The 21,542-nt window shown below is 41.7% G+C and carries 20 protein-coding genes and 1 pseudogene; 17 read left to right on the top strand and 4 right to left on the bottom strand.

From position 1 onward, the window contains the following. The first annotated feature begins 1 nt into the window (after position 1). Together NQ560_RS09980 and NQ560_RS09975 are read left to right on the top strand one after the other, a co-directional pair. Positions 2 to 1,741, top strand: a complete 1,740-nt coding sequence (locus tag NQ560_RS09980; protein ID WP_005333911.1) for an ABC transporter ATP-binding protein — start codon at positions 2 to 4, stop codon at positions 1,739 to 1,741. Between the two features lie 321 nt (positions 1,742 to 2,062). Then, positions 2,063 to 3,031, top strand: coding sequence for a carbohydrate kinase family protein (locus NQ560_RS09975; protein ID WP_040015550.1), 969 nt, complete (start codon positions 2,063 to 2,065; stop codon positions 3,029 to 3,031). Here NQ560_RS09975 and NQ560_RS15775 read toward each other — a convergent pair whose 3' ends face one another. From NQ560_RS15775 to NQ560_RS09960, 3 genes and pseudogenes are all read right to left on the bottom strand, one after another. Beyond that, positions 3,032 to 3,301, bottom strand: a complete 270-nt coding sequence (locus tag NQ560_RS15775; RefSeq protein ID WP_227087245.1) for a GHKL domain-containing protein — start codon at positions 3,299 to 3,301, stop codon at positions 3,032 to 3,034. Further along, a complete protein-coding gene (locus NQ560_RS09965; RefSeq protein WP_005333905.1) occupies positions 3,261 to 3,440 on the bottom strand; it encodes a hypothetical protein in 180 nt (59 codons plus the stop codon). The genes NQ560_RS15775 and NQ560_RS09965 overlap by 41 nt, the downstream gene beginning before the upstream one ends. A gap of 59 nt (positions 3,441 to 3,499) precedes the next feature. After that, positions 3,500 to 4,120, bottom strand: a pseudogene (locus NQ560_RS09960) (IS91 family transposase); the annotation flags it as partial. A gap of 114 nt (positions 4,121 to 4,234) precedes the next feature. On the opposite strand from NQ560_RS09960, the gene NQ560_RS09955 reads away from it, so the two are divergent. The 12 genes from NQ560_RS09955 (at position 4,235) to NQ560_RS09900 (ending at position 17,219) form a co-directional block, all read left to right on the top strand. Continuing rightward, complete coding sequence (locus NQ560_RS09955; RefSeq protein WP_005333902.1) at positions 4,235 to 5,893, top strand: glycoside hydrolase family 13 protein; 1,659 nt, start codon at positions 4,235 to 4,237, stop codon at positions 5,891 to 5,893. A 336-nt stretch (positions 5,894 to 6,229) separates the two neighbouring features. Further along, positions 6,230 to 6,538, top strand: a complete 309-nt coding sequence (locus NQ560_RS09950; RefSeq protein WP_028087852.1) for a type II toxin-antitoxin system RelB/DinJ family antitoxin — start codon at positions 6,230 to 6,232, stop codon at positions 6,536 to 6,538. Then, on the top strand, positions 6,535 to 6,861 hold the full coding sequence (locus NQ560_RS09945) for a type II toxin-antitoxin system RelE/ParE family toxin (RefSeq protein ID WP_005333891.1): 327 nt from the start codon (positions 6,535 to 6,537) through the stop codon (positions 6,859 to 6,861). The genes NQ560_RS09950 and NQ560_RS09945 overlap by 4 nt, the downstream gene beginning before the upstream one ends. A 242-nt stretch (positions 6,862 to 7,103) precedes the next feature. Further along, complete coding sequence (locus tag NQ560_RS09940; protein ID WP_255642446.1) at positions 7,104 to 7,238, top strand: hypothetical protein; 135 nt, start codon at positions 7,104 to 7,106, stop codon at positions 7,236 to 7,238. A gap of 133 nt (positions 7,239 to 7,371) precedes the next feature. Then, positions 7,372 to 7,596, top strand: coding sequence for a site-specific integrase (locus NQ560_RS09935; RefSeq protein ID WP_005333887.1), 225 nt, complete (start codon positions 7,372 to 7,374; stop codon positions 7,594 to 7,596). 437 nt (positions 7,597 to 8,033) lie between these two features. Next, positions 8,034 to 10,619, top strand: a complete 2,586-nt coding sequence (clpB, locus tag NQ560_RS09930; RefSeq protein ID WP_005333884.1) for an ATP-dependent chaperone ClpB — start codon at positions 8,034 to 8,036, stop codon at positions 10,617 to 10,619. Between the two features lie 3 nt (positions 10,620 to 10,622). Further along, entirely contained in the window at positions 10,623 to 11,870 is a 1,248-nt protein-coding gene (locus tag NQ560_RS09925) for a DNA polymerase Y family protein (RefSeq protein WP_005333883.1), read from the top strand. 116 nt (positions 11,871 to 11,986) lie between these two features. Then, a complete protein-coding gene (gene iorA, locus NQ560_RS09920) occupies positions 11,987 to 13,741 on the top strand; it encodes an indolepyruvate ferredoxin oxidoreductase subunit alpha (RefSeq protein ID WP_005333881.1) in 1,755 nt (584 codons plus the stop codon). After that, on the top strand, positions 13,741 to 14,310 hold the full coding sequence (locus tag NQ560_RS09915; protein ID WP_005333879.1) for an indolepyruvate oxidoreductase subunit beta: 570 nt from the start codon (positions 13,741 to 13,743) through the stop codon (positions 14,308 to 14,310). Before iorA ends, NQ560_RS09915 begins: the two co-directional genes overlap by 1 nt. A 32-nt stretch (positions 14,311 to 14,342) precedes the next feature. Further along, complete coding sequence (locus tag NQ560_RS09910; RefSeq protein ID WP_005333877.1) at positions 14,343 to 15,674, top strand: phenylacetate--CoA ligase family protein; 1,332 nt, start codon at positions 14,343 to 14,345, stop codon at positions 15,672 to 15,674. A 16-nt stretch (positions 15,675 to 15,690) separates the two neighbouring features. After that, a complete protein-coding gene (locus tag NQ560_RS09905) occupies positions 15,691 to 16,134 on the top strand; it encodes an ACT domain protein (RefSeq protein ID WP_022279028.1) in 444 nt (147 codons plus the stop codon). Positions 16,135 to 16,301: 167 nt separating this feature from the next. After that, positions 16,302 to 17,219: an AEC family transporter gene (locus NQ560_RS09900; RefSeq protein WP_005333873.1), complete on the top strand. Its 918-nt coding sequence runs from the start codon at positions 16,302 to 16,304 to the stop codon at positions 17,217 to 17,219. A gap of 206 nt (positions 17,220 to 17,425) precedes the next feature. Here the strand turns inward: NQ560_RS09900 and NQ560_RS09895 are convergent, their stop codons facing one another. Then, on the bottom strand, positions 17,426 to 17,623 hold the full coding sequence (locus tag NQ560_RS09895; protein ID WP_005333869.1) for a cold-shock protein: 198 nt from the start codon (positions 17,621 to 17,623) through the stop codon (positions 17,426 to 17,428). Between the two features lie 245 nt (positions 17,624 to 17,868). Between NQ560_RS09895 and ptsP the strand changes: the two genes are divergently transcribed. From ptsP to pfkB, 3 genes are all read left to right on the top strand, one after another. After that, entirely contained in the window at positions 17,869 to 19,494 is a 1,626-nt protein-coding gene (gene ptsP, locus NQ560_RS09890; protein WP_005333866.1) for a phosphoenolpyruvate--protein phosphotransferase, read from the top strand. Positions 19,495 to 19,863: 369 nt separating this feature from the next. Further along, positions 19,864 to 20,610: a DeoR/GlpR family DNA-binding transcription regulator gene (locus NQ560_RS09885; RefSeq protein WP_005333863.1), complete on the top strand. Its 747-nt coding sequence runs from the start codon at positions 19,864 to 19,866 to the stop codon at positions 20,608 to 20,610. Further along, positions 20,611 to 21,531, top strand: coding sequence for a 1-phosphofructokinase (gene pfkB, locus NQ560_RS09880; protein WP_005333862.1), 921 nt, complete (start codon positions 20,611 to 20,613; stop codon positions 21,529 to 21,531). Positions 21,532 to 21,542 lie beyond the last annotated feature (11 nt).

The raw sequence follows: 21,542 nt of genomic DNA, 5'->3' as shown, positions 1-21,542 counted from the left end.
TATGTTTGGGATTCTGGCAAAATTCTTCCATTTTTCAGGCAGGGAAAATGGCAATAAATTTAAACTGTCGATAGTGATCGGACTCATAGAGGCTCTTGCCTCAGCAATGAAGATTCCGGCTATTATGTACATACTGATTGGTCTGCTGAGTGGGAAACCGACAGGAAAATATATTGGAGGCTCCGTTGCGATTATGGTTCTTGCAATTGTAGTCGACGTAATCTGCAAGAGATACTCTACAGTGCTTCAGACAGAGGGAGGATATAATGCAAGTGCTTTTATGAGAATCAAGATTGCAGAACATCTGCGATATCTGCCGATGGGGTATTTCAATTCCAATAGTATCGGGGAAATTTCTTCCATTACAACCAATACAATGGAAATACTTGGCGATGTGGCTGCGAGAGTGGTTATGCTGACAATGCAGGGAATTCTGGAAACATCAATGATCATTCTTATGCTGTTTATTTTTGACTGGAGAATCGGACTGATCGCTGCAGCAGGAGTACTTATTTTCTTTGGGGTCAATTCTGTGATGCAGAATGCGGGTAAAAAAGATTCAGAGCAAAAAGTAGTATGCGATACGGAGCTTGTAAACCAGATCATGGAGTATCTGCAGGGAATATCAGAAGTTAAATCATATAACTTGCTTGGGAAACAGGCGAAAAGATTAAATGATGCAAATGAAGCATGTGAAAAGATCAATACAAAGATGGAAATGCTGTTTGTGCCCTATCATTTTCTGCAAAGTGTGATAACCAAAATTACAGGTGCTGTGATCGTGGCTTGCAGTGCATATTTTTATATTAATGGAACTATGAGTGCGGTCTATGCGATTGGTATGACAATTTCAGCATTTATGCTTTATGCCAGTCTGGAATGTGCAGGAAATTATTCATCTCTTTTACATGTGGTAAGCGTATGTGTAGATAAAGCAAATGCAATATTGGAGCTGGATACCATGGATATCGACGGTAAAGAAATACAGCCGGAAAATTACGATATCAGACTTTCTAATGTTTCGTTTTCTTATGACAAACGGAAGATCATTGATGATATATCGCTCTCTATTCCGCAGAAAACGACGACAGCAATCGTTGGACCATCTGGTGGAGGAAAATCAACACTTTGCAATCTGATTGCCAGATTTTGGGATGTGGATTCCGGAGAAGTGATGCTTGGAGGCGTGAATGTAAAAGACTATAGCATGAATAGTTTAATGAGTAATTTTTCATTTGTATTTCAGTCGGTGTATTTGTTTGCAGATACCATTGAGAATAATATTAAATTCGGACGTCAGGATGCAAGCCATGAGGAAGTGGTGGAAGCGGCAAAGAAAGCGTGCTGTCACGATTTCATCAGCAAACTTCCGAATGGATATGACACAGTAATCGGAGAAGGCGGAGCCACACTTTCCGGCGGTGAGAAACAGCGGATCTCGATAGCCAGAGCAATCATGAAGGATGCGCCAATCGTTATATTAGATGAGGCAACGGCCAATGTTGATCCGGAGAATGAAAAGGATCTGATGAATGCAGTAGATGCACTTACAAAGGAAAAAACGATTATTATGATTGCCCATAGATTAAAAACAGTCAGACATGCAGACCAGATTGTGGTTGTTGACAAAGGAAGAATTGTACAGCAGGGAACACATGAGCAGCTAATGAAGCAGGAAGGTATTTATAAGAGATTTGTGGATGCAAGGCAGCAGGCGGTAAGCTGGAAACTGTCGCACTAATTTTTATTTAGTACGACAGTCCTGATTTGCATATAATTCGGATATTTATAGCACAGGGGCAAATTTAAAAGTAATGTTCAGTGAAATATCAGCTGATATAGCCTCCGGCAGGGCGCACATTGTCCGGTGGACAATGGTTTTGCGCCGACCGAAACGGAGTGTAGACTTGCAGAGGTGCGCAGTAGAAGTATTTACAGGAGAAAAACTGGAAATGAATTCGGTATGGATGAATCCTTATCAGTACAGATGGTGCGTGAAAAAATAGAAATCTGTTGAGAATAGAAAAAATGTTGCCGCTTTGGCAGCAGAATGGAGAAGAAAATGAAAAAATATGATGTAGTGGCACTTGGAGAATTATTGATTGATTTTACAGAAAACAGAAAAAGTAATCAGGGAAATCCGCTTTTTGAGGCAAATCCGGGAGGAGCGCCATGCAATGTACTTGCAATGCTGACGAAACTCGGACATAAGACGGCATTTATCGGAAAAGTAGGGGAAGATTTTTTCGGAGAACAGCTGAGAGATGCGATAACAGAAGTAGGGATTGATGCAGATGGATTATGTACAGATAAGGAAATCCATACGACACTTGCTATGGTACATACTTATCCGGATGGAGACAGAGATTTTTCGTTTTATCGTAACCCGGGAGCGGATATGATGCTGAACAAAGAAGAAATTTGTGAAGACATTATTAAAGAAACGAAAATCTTCCATTTCGGAACATTGTCTATGACTCATGAAGAAGTGCGCGAAGCAACAAAAGAAGCAATCCGTATTGCAGAAGAATCCGGTGCAGTTATTTCTTTCGATCCGAATTTACGACCACCACTTTGGAATTCTTTGGATGAGGCGAAGGAACAGGTATTATATGGCCTTAAGCATTGTCATATCCTGAAAATCTCAGATAACGAAATTCAGTGGTTGACAGGAGAAGAAGACTATACTGCGGGGGTAAACTGGATCAGAGAAAGATATCAGATTCCGCTGATTCTTGTATCTATGGGTAAAGAAGGAAGTCGTGCATACTATAACGGAATGATGGTAGAAGCAAAACCATTCCTTCAGAAAAATACAATTGAGACGACAGGAGCAGGAGATACATTCTGTGGTTGTGTATTACATTATATCTGCGAACACGGAATGGAAGGTTTAGAGGAAGAAAATCTGAAGGAAATGCTGACTTTTGCAAATGCGGCAGCATCTGTGATCACAACAAGAAAAGGGGCACTGCGTGTAATGCCAACCAGAGATGAAATTCAGAATCTGCTGGGTATAATCAGTTACTGATTATACCCGGAGCATTATTTTGGCAGAAAAAATACCATCTTCATAGGTAAAGTCACAGGCACCGCCGTTTTTGGCGGTAATGTGGCGGACAGATTCGATTCCTATGCCGTTTCCGGAGCGTTTGGAGGATTGGAAAATATTGTTTTCTTTAGGAAAGTTCTCCTTTGGAGAACTCTTGATATAAAAGTAGCCCGCACAGAGGCGGGCATAGCAAATAAACGATAAGTTTTTAGAAGATATAAAAACCTTCAGTACCGGGAAAATCTTCATCAAACACATCGTCTTCGTTTAAAAAGTAATCCATATCAAGCAAATCATCCTCACTCATGTGACGGATGTCATCAGCGGTCATGCCTTCTGGTGGATTTTTTATATATTTATTTCTGATTTCATCTGAATGTTTTGACATAGTTTTGTGCCTCCGATCTTTAAATTATTCTATCACAGACGGAGAAACATGAACAGTGGTCAGGCAGATGAGTGTGCATGAAATCTGTGCATTGTCCTTTCGTACATTTCATTCAGAGAAATATGCTGATGATTATAATAACGGTCAAGAAAAGTCATGGTCTCACCGCAGCATGGACATTTAAGAGGATCATATCCGAAGGAATGTAAAATACAGTCGCGCCAGCGGTTGAAGGAAAGAAATATCTTTCGTTTTTCTTTTGCAATGGCAAGATTTAGTTTGGAATCATTTTTATGATTTCCAGCATATAGACCATAGTATCGGATCTGCTTGAAATGTTTTTCAGGGATGTGTTGGATCAACCGCTGAATGAATTGCATAACAGGAACAGATTCGGTAATAAGCCGGTTGTCTTCGTGCCGGTTATAGTGAAAGGTGACAGTTTCACCATCGTAATGATCGATACGTGAGGTTGCGATGACTGGACGACCAAGATAACGACCAATGTATTTGGTGACGATTTTAGGGTTGCATTTGTTGGGTTTGGCATAGACATAGAAGCCATGTTTGTGTTCCTGGTAACAACGCGCTTTCACTTTCTTGAAGGAAACACCAAGTTCCTTTTCCATAAGATCAAGAAGTGCGGTACGAAATGCATTACGAAGAAAGGTATAGTTGAATGTCGGAATGAATGGGCATATCGCAAAGCCGATCCAGGTTGATAAGCTGCTGTCGATATTAGCAGAAATTATAAGGCAACAAGAAAATTGAGCATAAGAGAGGAAGGAACTAAGATGAGTAAGGCATGGTGGAAAAGCAGTGTGATTTATCAAATCTATCCAAGAAGTTTTGCGGATAGTAACGGAGACGGTATCGGTGATCTAAACGGTATTACGGAACATCTGGATTATCTGAAGGAACTGGGTGTGGATGTAATCTGGCTGTCCCCGATTTATAAATCACCGAACGATGATAATGGATATGATATTTCTGATTATCAGGATATCATGACTGATTTCGGAACAATGGAAGATTTTGACCGAATGATCACAGAGATGCATAAACGTGGTATCAAACTGGTGATGGATCTGGTAGTAAATCACAGTTCCGATGAGCACAGATGGTTCCTGGAAAGTAAAAAATCGAAAGATAATCCATACCGCGATTATTATATCTGGAAAGATCCGAAAGACGGCAAAGAGCCAACAAACTGGGGAGCATGTTTTGGTGGTTCCGCATGGCAGTTTGATGAGACAACCGGCATGTATTATCTGCATTGTTTCTCCAAAAAACAGCCGGATCTTAATTGGGAGAACCCGGCAGTACGTGACGAAGTATTTCACATGATGACCTGGTGGTGTGAAAAGGGAGTAGACGGATTCCGCATGGATGTTATCAGTATGATTTCCAAAGACCCTGCATATCCGGACGGAGAAATCAGGGATGGTCTGCATGGTGATATGTCTCCATATGTATGTAACGGTCCCCATGTACATGAATATCTGCAGGAAATGAACAAACGTGTACTTTCCAGATTTGATCTGATCACTGTTGGTGAAACGCCGGGTGTTACAACGGAAGAAGCAAAGAAATATGCGAATCTGGATGGAAGCGAACTGAACATGGTGTTTCAGTTTGAACATATGGGAACCACAGACGGCAAATATGGTAAATGGACAACCAGAAAACCGGAGATGAAAAAAGTGCGTGCTGTCATGAACAAATGGCAGACCAAACTGGAAGGAAAAGCATGGAACAGTCTGTATTGGGATAATCACGATCAGCCCCGTGCGGTATCCCGATTTGGTGATGACAGTCCGATGTACCGGGACATATCTGCAAAGATGATTGCAACTTGTCTGCATATGTTAAAAGGATCTCCATATATTTATCAGGGAGAAGAAATAGGTATGACAAATGCATATTTCAAATCGATCAGTGATTACAGAGACATCGAATCGATCAATGCATACAAAGAGTATACAGAAAGCGGGCTGATGACAGAAGAAGAAATGTTGAACTGCCTGAAGATGATCAGCCGTGACAATGCCAGAACACCAATGCAGTGGGATGACAGCGCAAATGCAGGATTTACTACGGGAACCCCCTGGATCAGTGTAAATAAAAATTATACACAGATTAATGCAAAAGCAGCACTGGAAGACAAGGATAGTGTATTCTACTACTATCAGAAACTGATCCGGCTGCGTCACCAGTATGAAGTGATCGTGGAAGGAGTATTCCACGGACTGCTGGAAGATAATGATGATATCTATGCATATGAGAGAACGCTTGGAAACGAAAAACTGGTGGTAGCATGCAACTTTACAAATAAGGAAGTTCCATGCGAACTGTTCGAAGAAAACAAAGGCGAAGAGCTGATCACAAACTACAAAAACCATGTAGAAGGAATTTTGCAGCCATACGAGACAAGAGTGATTCTCTACAAATAGCAACGGCTTCAGAAAAAATATAGCCGTGTTATCGAATACTTTGCCAAAGAGCAGGGACTTTCACTCATTTGATGGAATTATTATGACGGATACTACAATGCAGACAATCTTCCTGCAAAGGCTAGGGCTCTTTTCCAATGCTGTCAGGAAAACAAATGTGACTGGAGTTAAGAAAGGTAGCCGTTGGTCTTGTATTCAATGCGTCCGGTGTAAAAGACGTATTGTTACAGTTATTCAATAAGATTATTGGAGCGCAAAATTAGTATTGCTATTGTGCGGACATTTGCATATAATAAAGATAGATGGAAACACTACTCACGAAAGGAGATGTTTTATATGGCTACAAAATCAGCAAATTTATATGCAAGGATTGAACCAGATGTCAAAGAAAAAGCAGAAAGTATCCTGTCTACACTTGGTATCCCTGCTTCCAGTGCTATCAATATGTTTTATAAACAGATTATCTTACAGAGAGGACTTCCGTTTGAAGTAAAAATACCATCTGCCAGACCTGTTGATATCAGCACATTATCAGAAGCAGAGTTCAATGAAGAATTGGAGAAAGGATATGCGGATATGCAGGCTGGACGGACAAAAAATGCGAAGAAAGCCTTTGCTGACATTCGCAAGGATTATGGCTTATGATATATGAAGTAGAAGTATCCGAACAGGCTGACAGTGATTTGAGAGGGATTTTTGAATATATTGCTTTTGAATTACAATCGCCGGAAAATGCAATCGGACAGCTTGACCGTCTGGAAGAACAGATATTAAGTTTGGATACGATGCCAGAGCGTTATCGAAAATATGAAAAAGAACCGTGGAAAAGCCGTGGGCTTCGTGTATTGCCAGTAGATAATTATGTGGTACTTTATATTCCAGACAACGATAAAAAAGTTGTAACAATACTTAGAGTAATGTATGCCGGACGGGACATAGACAATCAGTTAAATCTCCATACAAAGTAATAAAGAATATGATTTAAAGCAGTCTTTCATTTATGATCGACTGCTTTTTTCATATTCAAAATTAAAAAGAAAGGACTGAATTACGATGGAAGAATGTAGCGTATTGATTGAAACGACAAAATCCGTCTTTGTGCAGACAGAATCCTGAAACTGATTCGCAGATTAAGCTGATTGTGTCAATTTAGTTGTTACGAGTCGGAGCTTCTGCCACAAGGCAGGGCTGGTTTGAAAAGGAAAGAGAAATGAAAAAGAATTATATCCGTATGTGGGACTACCGGATACGAAATACTTTGGGAAACATTCATGTTGTGGATTTTAAGACATCTCACGTAAGGATGTTCTTTTCCACATTGTCAGATGAAGGACTGGCACACTAGGAGATTATGGGACTCCGGCAAAGGAGAAAGAAGCACTGACGCTGGAACAGCAGGAAAAACTTCTGAAGTTTGTGGAGCAGAGTAATGTGTATAAGCCTCATCTTCCAATGATGCAGGAATCAGAGACATTCCTATGACACGGATGGTATATGCTGCGTTCCGTAAACAGAGAGAGCTGAACCTGATGCCTCCTAGTTCACCGCATACCCTTCGTCATACGGGATGTACCAGACTGGGTGAGAACAATGTCAATCCCAAAGTTATGCAGTATGTGATGGAGCGTTGGATGTCCGGTGGAGATCCGTTTAGCACCGACCGTAGCAGAGCGAAGAACATTCAGATGCACAGATCACAATGAATGTCTACAATCATATTGCAGAGAAGTCTCATGTGGAGAACGAGATGTCTAAAATGAACCTGCCAGAAACCGTACCTGCTGTGATATAAAACAGAAGCCGTTGTCGTAAAATGTGGTAAGAAAATCAGACGAATATATTTTCCAAAAGATTTGTCGTAAAAATGTGGTCAAATCAAGAAAATCGAGTGCGAAAGAGAATGTTACGCTATGCACAGCTCGGGAAAGAATTCCCTCGCTGTCGGGTTGTCGCCCTATAAAATAGCGAAAATAGACGCCTTTGCAAGTAAACTTGCAGGGCGTTTATTTTCACCATTTTGCATGGCTCGCAGCGTTCACAAATTTTTTATGGAAAATTAGCACTCACCTCTTGACTGTGCTAACAACCTGTGATATTGTTATATCGTAAATAGAACAGATAAACAAAGGAGGTTGTCTCTATGAACATAAATAAGTTTACACAGAATTCATTACAGGCAGTTCAGAATTGTGAGAAGATCGCTATGGATTATGGTAATCAGGAGCTTGCGCAGGAACATTTGCTATATGCACTTCTTACACAGGATGACAGCCTGATCGCAAAGTTAATGGAAAAGATGGGACTGGATAAGAACATGGTCATTAACCGTGTGGAAGAGTCCTTAAGAAAACTTCCGAAAGTGCAGGGAGGTCAGCAGTATGTCGGACAGGCACTGAACAATGTTCTTGTACATGCGGAAGATGAAGCAAGGCAGATGGGCGATGAGTATGTATCAGTAGAGCATCTGTTTCTTGCTATGATAAAGTATGCTGGTAAAGAGATGAAGAGTATCCTAAGGGAGCTTGGAATCAGTCGAGATGGATTTTTACAGGCACTTTCCAGTGTCAGGGGTAATCAGCGAGTGACCAGTGATAATCCGGAAGCTACTTATGATACCTTGAACAAATATGGATCAGATCTTGTGGAGCGTGCAAGAGAGCAGAAACTGGATCCAGTCATTGGTCGTGATTCTGAAATTCGGAATGTTATCCGTATCTTGTCCCGTAAGACGAAGAACAATCCGGTTCTGATCGGTGAACCTGGTGTTGGTAAGACAGCAGTTGTAGAAGGACTTGCACAGCGTATTGTGCGTGGTGATGTGCCGGAAGGACTGAAAGATAAGACGATATTTTCACTGGATATGGGAGCACTGGTAGCAGGAGCCAAGTATCGTGGTGAATTTGAGGAACGTCTGAAAGCAGTGCTTGAGGAAGTGAAGAACAGTGACGGTAAGATTATCCTCTTTATTGATGAGTTGCATACGATTGTCGGCGCCGGTAAGACAGATGGTGCTATGGATGCAGGCAATATGTTAAAGCCCATGCTTGCAAGAGGAGAACTTCACTGTATCGGTGCAACAACACTGGATGAGTATCGACAGTACATTGAAAAAGATGCGGCACTGGAACGTCGTTTCCAGCCGGTTATGGTAGAAGAACCAACTGTAGAAGATGCAATTTCTATCCTTCGTGGACTGAAAGAGCGGTATGAAGTATTCCATGGTGTTAAGATTACAGACGGCGCATTGGTAGCGGCAGCAACGTTGTCAGACCGTTACATTTCCGACCGTTTCCTTCCGGATAAAGCAATCGATCTGGTTGACGAGGCATGTGCACTGATTAAGACAGAGCTGGACTCTATGCCGACGGAGCTGGATGAGTTGAACCGTAAGATTATGCAGTTAGAGATTGAAGAGACTGCTTTAAAGAAAGAAGAAGACCGACTTAGTAAAGAACGTTTGGAGCATCTGCAACAAGAACTGGCAGAACTGCGTGCAGAATTTGCAGGCAAGAAAGCTCAGTGGGATAATGAAAAAGTAGGAGTTGAGAGAGTTCAGAGACTTCGTGAAGAGATTGAGCAGGTAAATAAAGACATTGAAAAAGCACAGCATTCTTATGATCTTGATAAAGCAGCTGAATTGCAATATGGTAAATTGCCACAATTGCAGAAGCAGTTAGAGCAGGAGGAAGAAAAAGTCAAAGATGAAGATCTTTCACTGGTACATGAAAGTGTTACAGATGAGGAGATTGCCCGTATTGTGTCACGGTGGACTGGAATTCCGGTTGCAAAGCTGAATGAGAGCGAACGTAATAAGACATTGCATCTGGCAGATGAACTTCACAAGAGAGTCATTGGTCAGGATGAAGGTGTTGAACTTGTGACAGAGGCAATCATTCGTTCTAAAGCCGGAATCAAAGATCCGACAAAACCGATTGGTTCATTCCTTTTCCTTGGACCTACCGGAGTTGGTAAGACCGAGCTTGCAAAAGCACTGGCAGCAAGTCTGTTTGATGATGAGAATAATATGGTGCGTATTGATATGAGTGAGTACATGGAGAAATACTCCGTATCCAGACTGATCGGAGCTCCTCCGGGATATGTAGGATATGATGAAGGTGGTCAGCTTACTGAGGCAGTCAGAAGAAAACCTTACTCCGTTGTACTTTTTGATGAGATTGAGAAAGCCCACCCGGATGTGTTCAATGTCCTGTTACAAGTATTGGATGATGGACGTATCACGGATTCACAGGGACGTACGGTAGACTTTAAGAACACGATTCTTATTATGACTTCCAATATTGGTTCTCAGTATCTGCTTGATGGCATGGATGACCATGGCAACATCAGTGAGGAGAGCCAGACTATGGTTATGAATGATCTTCGTGCACATTTCCGCCCAGAGTTCCTGAACCGTCTGGACGAGACGATTATGTTCAAACCATTGACGAAAGACAATATTTATGACATTATTGATTTACTGGTAGCAGATGTGAATAAACGTCTGGCTGATCGGGAAATTCAGATCAAGCTTACAGAAGAAGCAAAGAAAATGATTGTGGATGGAGGATATGATCCGAATTATGGTGCAAGACCTTTGAAACGTTATCTGCAGAAAAATGTAGAGACATTAGCTGCAAAACTGATGCTTCAGGGAGATATCGGCACCGGAGATACAATTGTGATTGATGTGGAGAATGGCAAGCTGGTCGCAAGGAGCAGGTCATAAACGGTGATAATCTTTCATATAGATGTAAATTCAGCTTATCTTAGCTGGACAGCAGTAGAACAACTAAAGAATGGAGCCAGGACAGATATCCGTACAATACCGGCCATTATTGGCGGGGATCAAAAATCCCGCCACGGTATTGTGCTGGCAAAATCTGTCCCGGCGAAGAAGTATGGCATTCGTACCGGGGAACCGGTTGCGAATGCCTTTCGTAAGTGTCCGAATCTTCACATGGAAGCACCGGATCATGAAATGTACCATAAGCACAGCAGGGAGCTTATGGCTTTTTTGCGTTCTTATACTCCGGATATCGAGCAGGTCAGTGTCGATGAATGTTACATGGATTTTACGGGAATTTCAGGACGATTTGCGTCACCTGTGGAAGCTGCATTTGAGATCAAAGACGAAGTAAAAAAACGGTTTGGATTCACAGTTAATATCGGACTCTCAGACGTGAAAGTGTTGGCGAAGATGGCATCGGACTTTGAAAAGCCGGATCGTGTTCATACACTTTTCAGGAAAGAAATTCAGGAAAAAATGTGGCCGCTTCCAATTTCAGATCTTTTTATGGCAGGGCATTCCAGTGTGGAGACATTGAGAAAATTGGAGATTCAGACGATTGGTGATCTGGCAAAGGCTGATCCAAAGCTGATAGAATTGCATTTGAAAAGCCATGGAAGGCGTCTGTGGGAGTTTGCCAATGGAATGGATGACTCTATTGTAGAACCGGAAAAAGCTGAGGTAAAAGGAGTCGGAAATTCGACTACTTTATCCAAAGATGTGTCAACAAAAGAAGACGCGCAGAAAGTCTTACTTTCTCTAGCCCAAAGTGTGGGAGGACGTCTGAGAAAACACGGATATCATGCAGGTGTGGTCAATGTGGAAATCAAGTATGCAGATTTTACCGTGAATTCACATCAAAAACAGCTTGAAAGAATGACGGCAAGTGATCAGGTCATTTATCAGACTGCAGTGGAATTATTTTGTGAAATGTGGAATGGAAAACCAATCCGCCTGCTCGGAATCCGGACTTCCAAGCTGTCGCAGGAGGGGGAACCACAACAATTGAGTCTCTTTGATCTGAATTTCCATAGCAGAGAAAACATTTCTGAAGAAGTCAAAAGCTTTGAAAATAGCCAGAAACATGAAAAATTAGATCAGGCACTGGATGAAATCCGTAAAAAATTCGGCAAAGATGCAGTTGTGCGTGCCAGCTTTTTGAAAAAGCCGGAAAAAGGGGAAAAGATGTGAAAAAGCTGATTAGTAAAATTGACATTCCTATATAAAAACGCTAGAATAGTAAACAAGATTACGTTTATAGAGCGCACTCTAAAAGTGCCCCGATATTCGAAGGAGGAATAAGGAAAATGTCAGAAGCAAAAAAAGTGATTATGCTCGGTAACGAGGCGATTGCCCGAGGAGCATATGAGGCGGGCGTGAAAGTATCTGCCGCATATCCTGGAACACCGAGTACTGAGATCAGCGAGAATCTGGTCAAATACAAAGACGATCTTTACTGTGAATGGTCTCCGAATGAGAAGGTCGCAACAGAAGTTGCGATTGGAGCATCTGTCGCAGGTGTCCGGGCTATGTCCTGTATGAAACATGTAGGATTTAACGTGGCAGCAGACCCGGCTTATACCGTATCTTATATGGGAGTCAATGGAGGACTTGTCATTGTCGTAGCAGACGATCCGGGACTTTACAGCTCTCAGAATGAGCAGGATACAAGAATGGTCGCAAGAGCTGCACAGCTTCCGGTACTGGAACCTTCCGACAGTTCTGAGGCAAAAGAATTTATGAAGATTGCATTTGATCTGAGTGAAAAGTTTGATCGTCCATTTGTATTTCGCACAACGACAAGACTGGCACATTCACAGGGACTGGTAGAGTTATGTGACCGTGAAGAGATTCCGGATAAGCCATATGAAAAAAATATCCGCAAGACAGTTATGATGCCGGGAAATGCAAAACTCCGCCATGTGGAGATTGAGAAACGCAACCTGGAGCTTGCGGAGGCAGCCAATACACTCCCAATCAACCGTGTAGAGATGAACGATACAAAGATTGGTGTGATCACAAGTGGTATTCCATATCAGTATGTAAAAGAGGCACTCCCGAATGCTTCCGTACTGAAGCTTGGAATGGTGAATCCGCTTCCAAGAAAATTGATTGAAGATTTTGCTTCTAAAGTAGAGAAGCTTTATATTGTAGAAGAATTGGATCCGGTTATTGAAGAACAGGTGAAATCCTGGGGAATCAAGGCAACTGGAAAAGAAATCTTCACGGTTCAGGGCGAGTACAGTGCGAATATGCTAAGAGAAGCAATTCTTGGGGAGGAATTAAAGCTTGATGCACCGGCAGCCGCACCTGGAAGACCTCCAATCTTATGTCCAGGCTGTCCACACAGAAGCGTGTATTATGTACTGAATAAGTTAAAAATGCATGCGGCAGGAGACATCGGCTGTTATACACTTGGTGCAGTGGCACCACTTAGTGTTGTCGATACAACGATCTGTATGGGTGCAAGTATTTCCAGTCTTCATGGAATGGAGAAAGCAAAAGGCAAAGAATATATTAAGAACTGGGTAGCAGTAATCGGAGATTCCACATTCCTTCATACAGGTGTGAACTCTCTTATGAATATGATGTACAATAAGGCAACCGGAACAGTGATGATACTTGATAACTCTACGACAGGTATGACAGGACATCAGGATCACGCTGCAACTGGTAAGACACTGCAGGGAGATCCGACTTATGCCATTGACATTCCGGCATTATGCCGCGCAATCGGTGTGAAAAATGTCATCGAGGTCAACGCATTTGACATTGAGCGTCTGGAGAAAGTCATCAAAGAAGAAGTGGCAAAAGATGAAGTTTCTGTCATTATTACAAAAACACCATGTGTACTTTTGAGTAAAAAGAAAAAACCGCTTTACGCAGAAGAACCAGATAAATGTAAGAAATGTGGTATGTGTATGAAACCGGGCTGTCCGGCTATGACAAGAAATAAAGATAAGACGATCCATATTGATGATACCATGTGTACCGGATGCGGACTTTGCAAGAGTCTGTGTAAATTTGACGCTATCAAATTAGTAAGGGAGGGTGACAAATAATGGCTACTAAGAATATTATGATCGTAGGTGTCGGCGGCCAGGGAACACTCCTTACAAGCCGTATTCTCGGAGGACTGGCACTTGCTGGAGGATATGATGTTAAGCTTTCTGAGGTGCACGGAATGGCTCAGAGAGGTGGAAGCGTTGTTACATATGTGCGTTACGGTGAAAAGGTAGCAGAGCCAATCGTAGAGGAAGGACAGGCAGACGTTATCATCGCATTTGAGAAGCTGGAAGCCTTAAGATATGCACATTTTCTCAAAAAAGACGGTGCATTGATCGTCAATGATTGGAGAATCGACCCGATGCCGGTTGTGATCGGAGCGGCTGAATATCCGGAGAATATTTTGGAGAATCTGAAAAAAGATCACAAAGTCTATACGGTAAATGCAACGGAAGAAGCGAAAAAGCTTGGAAATTCCAGGGTATTTAACTTAATCGTGCTTGGAATCGCAGCACAGCATATGGATTTTACAAAAGAGCAGTGGTATGAAGTAATTGAAAAAACAGTACCTCCAAAGACGATCGACATCAATAAAAAAGCATTTGATGTAGGATATCAATTATAATAATACTATCAGAAAAGAGAGGCAAGAAAGCAATGGCAAGAGTAGCATTGGAAGATTGGCAGGAACAGATCCGTGACCCGAAGATTGAGTGTATGAGCCGCGATGAGATGACTGCCCTTCAGAGTGAGCGTCTGGTACGCCAGGTAAAGAATGTTTATGAAAATGTAGCATTTTACCGCAAGAAAATGGATGATATGGGAGTGGAGCCGGGAGATATCAAAGGAATCGAAGATATCGGTAAGCTTCCATTTACAACAAAAGAAGACTTAAGAGCCAATTATCCATTCGGACTTCTGGCAGTTCCGCAGGAGAAAATCGTCCGTGTACAGGGAACATCAGGAACGACCGGGAAACTGACACTGGCCTCTTATACAGAAAAAGATGTAGATGTATGGGGAGAGTGTGTTGCCAGAGGACTTACAATGGCAGGACTTAATGCAGCAGACCGTATCCATATCTGTTACGGATATGGACTTTTCACAGGTGGACTCGGGCTTGACTTCGGAGCCAGAAAGCTTGGCGCAATGGCAATCCCGATGTCTGCAGGTAATACAAAGAGACAGCTCATGTGTATGGAAGATTTTGGAGCCACAGCATTTGCATGTACGCCATCTTATGCCCTTTATCTTGGTGAGGCTGCAAAAGAGGCAGGAGTGGTTGATCGTCTGCAGTTAAAGGTTGGTATCAATGGAGCAGAGCCTTGGACAGATGAGATGCGCCGTAAGATTGAGGAACTTCTTAATGTCAACAGTTTTGATATTTATGGACTTTGTGAGATTACAGGACCGGGTGTTGCACTTGACTGCATTCATCACAAAGGTATGCATGTGCAAGAGGATTATTTCTATCCGGAAGTCTTAAATCCTACAGATCATACACCATGTAAAGATGGAGAGACGGGTGAGCTTGTATTTACAACGCTTGTAAAAGAAGGTATGCCGCTTTTGCGTTACAGAACAAAAGACCTGACAAGTATTGATCATTCAAAATGTGAGTGTGGAAGAACACTTCCGAGAATCCATAAATTTACAGGACGTACTGATGATATGAAAGTCATCCGTGGTGTGAATGTATTCCCAACTCAGGTCGAGACTGCACTTCTGTCAATGGGTGGCGGAGTTGCACCACACTATATGATGATCGTTGACCGTGAGAACAATCTGGACGTATTGACTGTAGAGGTAGAGGTTGATGAGAAGTACTTCTCAGATGAGATCCGTAAGCTGGACGGACTTCGTAACCGTGTAGCAGCAACTTTGAAGCAGGCACTTGGTGTAGCAGTTAATGTAAAACTGGTAGAGCCTAAAACAATTCAAAGAAGTGAAGGTAAAGCAAAACGTGTCATCGACAATCGTGACATGTAGGAAGGAGGATTGGATTATGGGAATCAGTAATACAATTCAGCAGTTATCTGTATTTTTGGAAAACAGAGAGGGACGTTTGGACACTGTGCTTAAGATACTGGCTGAAAATGATGTAAATATCGTGGCATTAAGCCTGGCAGATACTTCTGATTATGGAATGCTCCGTATGATCGTATCAGACCCACACAAGGGAAAAGCTGCACTTAAGGACGCTGGGATCACAGCTATGCTGACAGATGTCGTGGCTCTTCGCGTACCTCATGCGACCGGTTCACTGAGCAAAGCGATGCATCAGATCGTGGAAGGTGAGATCAACGTGGAATATATGTACGCATTTGCAAATGGTGCAGACGCTGCAGCCGTTTTAAAGAGTGATGATCCTGCGAGAGTGATTGATATCTTAAAAGGAAGCGGATTTGACGTATACACAGCCGATGAGGCATACCAGGCAAATCGCTAATGTATATGTTCGTGGATGCTTTTAAGTATTAAGCATGCGGTCTAAGGTTCAAAGGAGCCTTTTAAGTGACGCCTCTGCATCGTAAAAAGTGCAGAGGTGTTTTTTTCTCATGATATAATAGATCTTAGATTTGAAAAGAGGACGAGGAAAATAGAAAGGAATGAAAGATGGTATTATTACAGCAGATGGGGATTTTGTTCGTCTATATGATGATTGGGTATGTAGCATGTAAAAAGGAATATTTTGATCAGGAATTTGGAAAGAAATTATCCTGGCTTGTAGTAAATGTTGCGAATCCAATGTTGGCAATATCAGCAGTGGTGAACAATGAGGAACAGATCGCGAAAAAAGATTTTTATGTAACTGTATTGCTTGCAATATGTTTTTATGCGTTTTTTTTAATTCTTGCGCAGATCCTGCCAAGACTGATTGGTGTACAAAAGTCAGACATTGGTGTATATAAAATGATGACTACCTTTAATAATATTGGATTTATGGGCTTTCCGGTGATTGCTGCAGCATATGGAAATGGAGCACTGATCTATGCAGTTCCGTTTTCTATCATGTTCAATATTCTCTGCTATACATGGGGAATCCAGACGCTCTGTGGGGGTGGTGAAAAGGGAAATTGGAAAAGAATTATAAATATAGGAACCATAAGTGGGATTATTTCGATTGTTTTGTTTTTTATGCAGATCCCGGTTCCGAAAATGATCTGTTCTCTCTCAGCAGGACTCAGTAATCTGACAGGTCCGCTTAGTATGCTGGTGATTGGTATTTCTATCGCTGCAATGGAATTGAAAGATTTGTTCACAGATGTAAAACTGTTGAAATTTGCATTAATTAAATTACTGGCTGTCCCTGTTGCTGCAATGCTTCTTGTATGTCAGGTAATAGATAATCGGTTGATCTGCGAAGTATTTCTGGTCATGATGGCAACACCGGCAGCGAGCATGTGTGCAATGCTGTCTCAGCAGTATGGAGGGGATTATGAACTGGCAGCAAAAGGCGTGGCGCTGACTACAATCTTGTCCGTTGTAACGATGCCAATTGTATCTGAAATCGTATTTCATATTGCTGTATAGGTAGGACAGACATATATACCAGATTTTTTAGATATATGTTTTATGGTTTAATAAAAATACCAGGCCTAAGGCCTGGTATTTTTCTCGTCATTGCTGTCTTAATCTCATTTCATGTGTATGTCTTTTAAATATCAAAATGCTATAAAAGTTGCTTTTTATATATTATAAAAGGTACATCATCTAAAATATGATTAAATCATTCATGATTAAAGCTTAGTTACGTTAACAGCCTGAGGTCCTTTAGCTCCCTCAGTAACGTCGAATTCTACTTCCTGTCCTTCCTCAAGAGACTTGAATCCTTCCATGTTCAGTCCTGAGTAGTGTACGAAAACATCGTTTCCGGACTCATCAGAAATAAAACCGTAACCTTTTTGGTTGTTAAACCATTTAACTGTACCTTTCATTGATAGTACCTCCCTAAAAATTAAAAATAACTAAGAATGCTTTATCACATTAGCATGTATCAATAAAAAAGTCAATAAAATATGGAATATTTGTAATGTTTTTACCAAAAAAGAACATAAAAATGTAAGGAATTCGTCAGATACGGAAACCATTTGCTTGACGAATGGTTCACGGACGTGTAAAGTAGAATAGAGTATTAAAATGATTTTTACTTTATAATAATGAGCAGGGGTTTTGTAGAAGAATGATTACACTGACAGGAAAAAAGATATCCGAAGGCATTGCAATCGGGAAATTAACATTTTATAAAAGAGATATCAAAGAGATTAAAAGAATCTATGTAAAAGATGTAGAGAAGGAGATTCAGCGCTATAAGAAAGCAAGAGAAAAAGCAATTGCTGAATTGGAACTTGTCTATGATCTTTCTGTGCGCGAAGTCGGTGAGGCAAATGCAGCAATCTTTGAGATGCAAAAGGAACTCCTGGAGAATCAGGAATATACAGATTTTATCATGAAGCGGATCCTGGAAGAAAAACTCAATGCAGAGTATATTGTTCAGACATCTGTAGAACAGTTGATCCGTATCAGTAGTCATCAGCAGAATAATCCAATTCAGGGAAAAGAAGAAGATGTCAGAGACGTGGCAATTCGTGTGATCCGCATCTTGTCCCGAAGCTGGAAGGATCGTATGCTGACAGATGAGCCGTTTGTCATGGCTGCGAGAGATATATATCCAAGTGAAGCGCTTCAGTTCGATAAGGCAAAGGTACTGGGGTTTGTGACTATGTACGGAACAATTAATTCACATACTGCCGTTCTGGCCAGAACGAAAGGAATTCCGGCGGTCATCGGTCTTGGAGAATCTCTGAAAGAAGAATATGACGGAAAGACAATTATTATAGATGGTTATGAAGGAAAGATTTATATTGAGCCTGACTATGCAACTCTAACGAAGATGCGGGAACGCAAGGATGCGAATCTGAGACATGTCAGGAATCTGGAACGTCTGAAAGGTAAGGAGAACATTACCCAGAGTGGTCAGAGAATTGATATCTGTGCCAATGTAGGCACAAGAGAAGATATTGAAAATGTTTTAAGAAGTGATGCCGGTGGAATTGGATTATTCCGGAGCGAATTTCTGTATATGGAAATGGGAAGCAAACTGCCTTCCGAAGAGCAGCTCTTTCAAGTTTATAAACTGGCAGCAGAGTCTATGGGAGCCAACCGTGTTGTTGTCCGAATCGCAGATTTTGGCGGTGACAAGATGGTAGAAAGTGTAGATCTTGGAGAACAGGCAAATCCGGCGATTGGGTTGCGTGGAATACGTATTATGATGGAAAAAGAAGAATTGTTCCTTCCACAGTTTCGCGCGATTCTCAGAGCTTCTGCACTTGGAAATGTATCTATTATGTTTCCGATGGTTACATCCATGGAGGAAGTGGCAGCGGCAAAAGCCCTGCTTGAAAAGGCAAAGAAGCAATTGAAAGATGAAAAGACTGCTTATAATGAGAATATTGAAATTGGAGTCATGATCGAGACTCCGGCAGCAGTCATGATCAGTGGAGAACTGGCAAGAGAAGTAGATTTCTTCAGTATCGGAACGAATGATCTGTTGCAGCTTACACTTGGCATGGATCGTGAAAATCCAAAACTGGACAAGTATTATAACCCATACCACCCGGCTTTGATGAAGATGATCCGAATCGTAGCCAACAATGTACATCTGGAAGGAAAAAGAATCAGCATCTGTGGAGATTTGGCAGCAGATCTGAGCATGACAGAATTCTTCGTACAGATTGGAATTGACGAACTGTCCGTAGCGCCACACCAGGTACTTGGACTTAGAAAGAAGATCCGAGAGATACAGTAGTTAGATTTATAATAATATACGCAAAATTCCTGCATTGATGTTCCACACACGGAACACTACAGTGAGCCACAAAAACTATCATCGTGTTCAGCATAGGCTTCCACGATGATAAGCGGCTCACTTCCGTCGTGTGTCAGTCACATCACTGCAGGAATTTTGCGTTATCATCATAAACCGCTATGGAATGTAAGGCAGAGAGCGGGTATATTATGACAATCCTACTAATCCCTAATTGTGCAATCTGCAAAAAAATCTACATGATTTTTTGGCTATTATTTTGACTGAAAATGATTGACTCTGACCGAAAATGATTATATTATGTGATTAAAGATGAACGAAGTTGATTGAAAATGACTGAGAGGTGATTTGATGCTGGCGGAAGAAAGATTCCGGGAAATTCAGAAATATGTGGAAAGCCATGGTACTGTGACAGTACAAGAGCTGACAGATCTTTTGAATACGTCAGAATCTACGGTGCGGAGAGATCTGACAGAACTTCACAAGCGTGGAACTCTTATCAAGGTTCACGGTGGAGCGACAACTGTTGGCACTTCCGTGAGGACAAGAGATGAAGAATTGTCGGTCAGACGAGACCGGAATACAGAAGAAAAACATAAAATCGCAGCATATGCAGCTGAACTGATAGAGGCAGATGATTTTGTATATCTGGACGCTGGAAGTAGTGTAGATCTTCTGATTGACGAATTGAATGAAGAGTCAGCTGTTTTTGTGACGAATGCGATCGGGCATGCGCAGAAGCTTTTGAAAAAGGGGTATGAAGTTCTTTTGATCGGTGGAAAATTAAAAGGTGTGACGGAGGCAATCGTCGGTGCGGAAGCATTGGAGAGTCTGAACCGGTACAATTTCACAAAAGGATTTTTTGGAACGAATGGAGTTCACCCACAGAGGGGGCTTACCACACCAGACAGTGAGGAAGCGCTGGTCAAGAAAAAAGCGATGGAGCGGTGTGCACAGTGCTTTGTACTGGCAGATTCAAGCAAAATCGGTCAGGTAACATCAATTACATTTTCTGATATGAAAGAATCTGAGATTCTTACAACAGAGCTTAAAGATTCTTCTTATAAAAAATATAAAAATATCGTGGAGGTTAAGTAGATGATTTACACAGTGACATTTAACCCGTCTCTGGATTATGTCATCGGGGCGGAAAAATTGGAACCTGGAAAAATCAACCGGACAACGAGAGAAAACATTTACCCCGGAGGTAAGGGGAATAATGTTTCCGTGGTACTTTCAAATCTGGGACATAAGAGTAAAGCACTCGGATTTGTATCAGGATTTACCGGAGAGGCATTGGAGAAGATGTTGGACGATTTTGGCTGTTATACCGATTTTATCCAGTTGGATAACGGATTTACCAGAATCAATGTAAAAATCAACGCCGGTGAAGAGACGGAAATCAACGGTCAGGGACCAAGGATCAGTGAAGAGGCCATCGGAAAGCTTTACGAAAAACTGGATGCACTGACCAAAGGAGATGTACTTGTTCTTGCGGGAAGTATTCCGAATACCTTGCCGGAAGACATTTACGAACGCATCATGGCAAGACTTGATGGACGTGGGATCAGGATCGTGGTAGACGCAACAAAAGATCTCTTGATGAATGTCCTGAAATACCATCCATTTCTTATTAAGCCGAACAACCATGAGTTGGGAGATATGTTCGGGGTTCAGCTTGAAACAGATGAAGAAATCATCGAATATGCAGGAAAATTAAAAGAAATGGGTGCAAGAAATGTATTGATTTCCATGGCAGGCGATGGAGCCATTCTTTTAGATGAACATGGAAAAGTTTACCAGGGTAGACCACCGAAGGGAGAGGTTCTTAATTCCGTCGGAGCGGGAGATTCCATGGTAGCAGGATTTGTCACCGGTTATCTCAATACCGGAGATTACGAGAAAGCATTTGAACTTGGAATTGCAACTGGAAGTGCCAGCGCATTTGAGTATTGGCTGGCAGAAAAAGAAGATGTAGTGAAACTGTTGGAGAAGGAACCTGAATTATACGGATTGTAGGAGGAAAAAGA

The organism is Dorea formicigenerans, assembly GCF_025150245.1.
GTDB lineage: Bacteria > Bacillota > Clostridia > Lachnospirales > Lachnospiraceae > Dorea > Dorea formicigenerans.
This window is presented reverse-complemented; position numbering and strand designations above follow the sequence as displayed.

Coding starts and splice junctions, on each gene's coding strand:
- NQ560_RS09980 (WP_005333911.1), top strand. CDS start 2: ATGTTTGGGATTCTGGCAAAATTCTTCCATTTTTCAGGCAGGGAAAAT.
- NQ560_RS09975 (WP_040015550.1), top strand. CDS start 2,063: ATGAAAAAATATGATGTAGTGGCACTTGGAGAATTATTGATTGATTTT.
- NQ560_RS15775 (WP_227087245.1), bottom strand. CDS start 3,301: ATGAAGATTTTCCCGGTACTGAAGGTTTTTATATCTTCTAAAAACTTA.
- NQ560_RS09965 (WP_005333905.1), bottom strand. CDS start 3,440: ATGTCAAAACATTCAGATGAAATCAGAAATAAATATATAAAAAATCCA.
- NQ560_RS09955 (WP_005333902.1), top strand. CDS start 4,235: ATGAGTAAGGCATGGTGGAAAAGCAGTGTGATTTATCAAATCTATCCA.
- NQ560_RS09950 (WP_028087852.1), top strand. CDS start 6,230: ATGGCTACAAAATCAGCAAATTTATATGCAAGGATTGAACCAGATGTC.
- NQ560_RS09945 (WP_005333891.1), top strand. CDS start 6,535: ATGATATATGAAGTAGAAGTATCCGAACAGGCTGACAGTGATTTGAGA.
- NQ560_RS09940 (WP_255642446.1), top strand. CDS start 7,104: ATGAAAAAGAATTATATCCGTATGTGGGACTACCGGATACGAAATACT.
- NQ560_RS09935 (WP_005333887.1), top strand. CDS start 7,372: ATGACACGGATGGTATATGCTGCGTTCCGTAAACAGAGAGAGCTGAAC.
- clpB (WP_005333884.1), top strand. CDS start 8,034: ATGAACATAAATAAGTTTACACAGAATTCATTACAGGCAGTTCAGAAT.
- iorA (WP_005333881.1), top strand. CDS start 11,987: ATGTCAGAAGCAAAAAAAGTGATTATGCTCGGTAACGAGGCGATTGCC.
- NQ560_RS09915 (WP_005333879.1), top strand. CDS start 13,741: ATGGCTACTAAGAATATTATGATCGTAGGTGTCGGCGGCCAGGGAACA.
- NQ560_RS09910 (WP_005333877.1), top strand. CDS start 14,343: ATGGCAAGAGTAGCATTGGAAGATTGGCAGGAACAGATCCGTGACCCG.
- NQ560_RS09905 (WP_022279028.1), top strand. CDS start 15,691: ATGGGAATCAGTAATACAATTCAGCAGTTATCTGTATTTTTGGAAAAC.
- NQ560_RS09900 (WP_005333873.1), top strand. CDS start 16,302: ATGGTATTATTACAGCAGATGGGGATTTTGTTCGTCTATATGATGATT.
- NQ560_RS09895 (WP_005333869.1), bottom strand. CDS start 17,623: ATGAAAGGTACAGTTAAATGGTTTAACAACCAAAAAGGTTACGGTTTT.
- ptsP (WP_005333866.1), top strand. CDS start 17,869: ATGATTACACTGACAGGAAAAAAGATATCCGAAGGCATTGCAATCGGG.
- NQ560_RS09885 (WP_005333863.1), top strand. CDS start 19,864: ATGCTGGCGGAAGAAAGATTCCGGGAAATTCAGAAATATGTGGAAAGC.
- pfkB (WP_005333862.1), top strand. CDS start 20,611: ATGATTTACACAGTGACATTTAACCCGTCTCTGGATTATGTCATCGGG.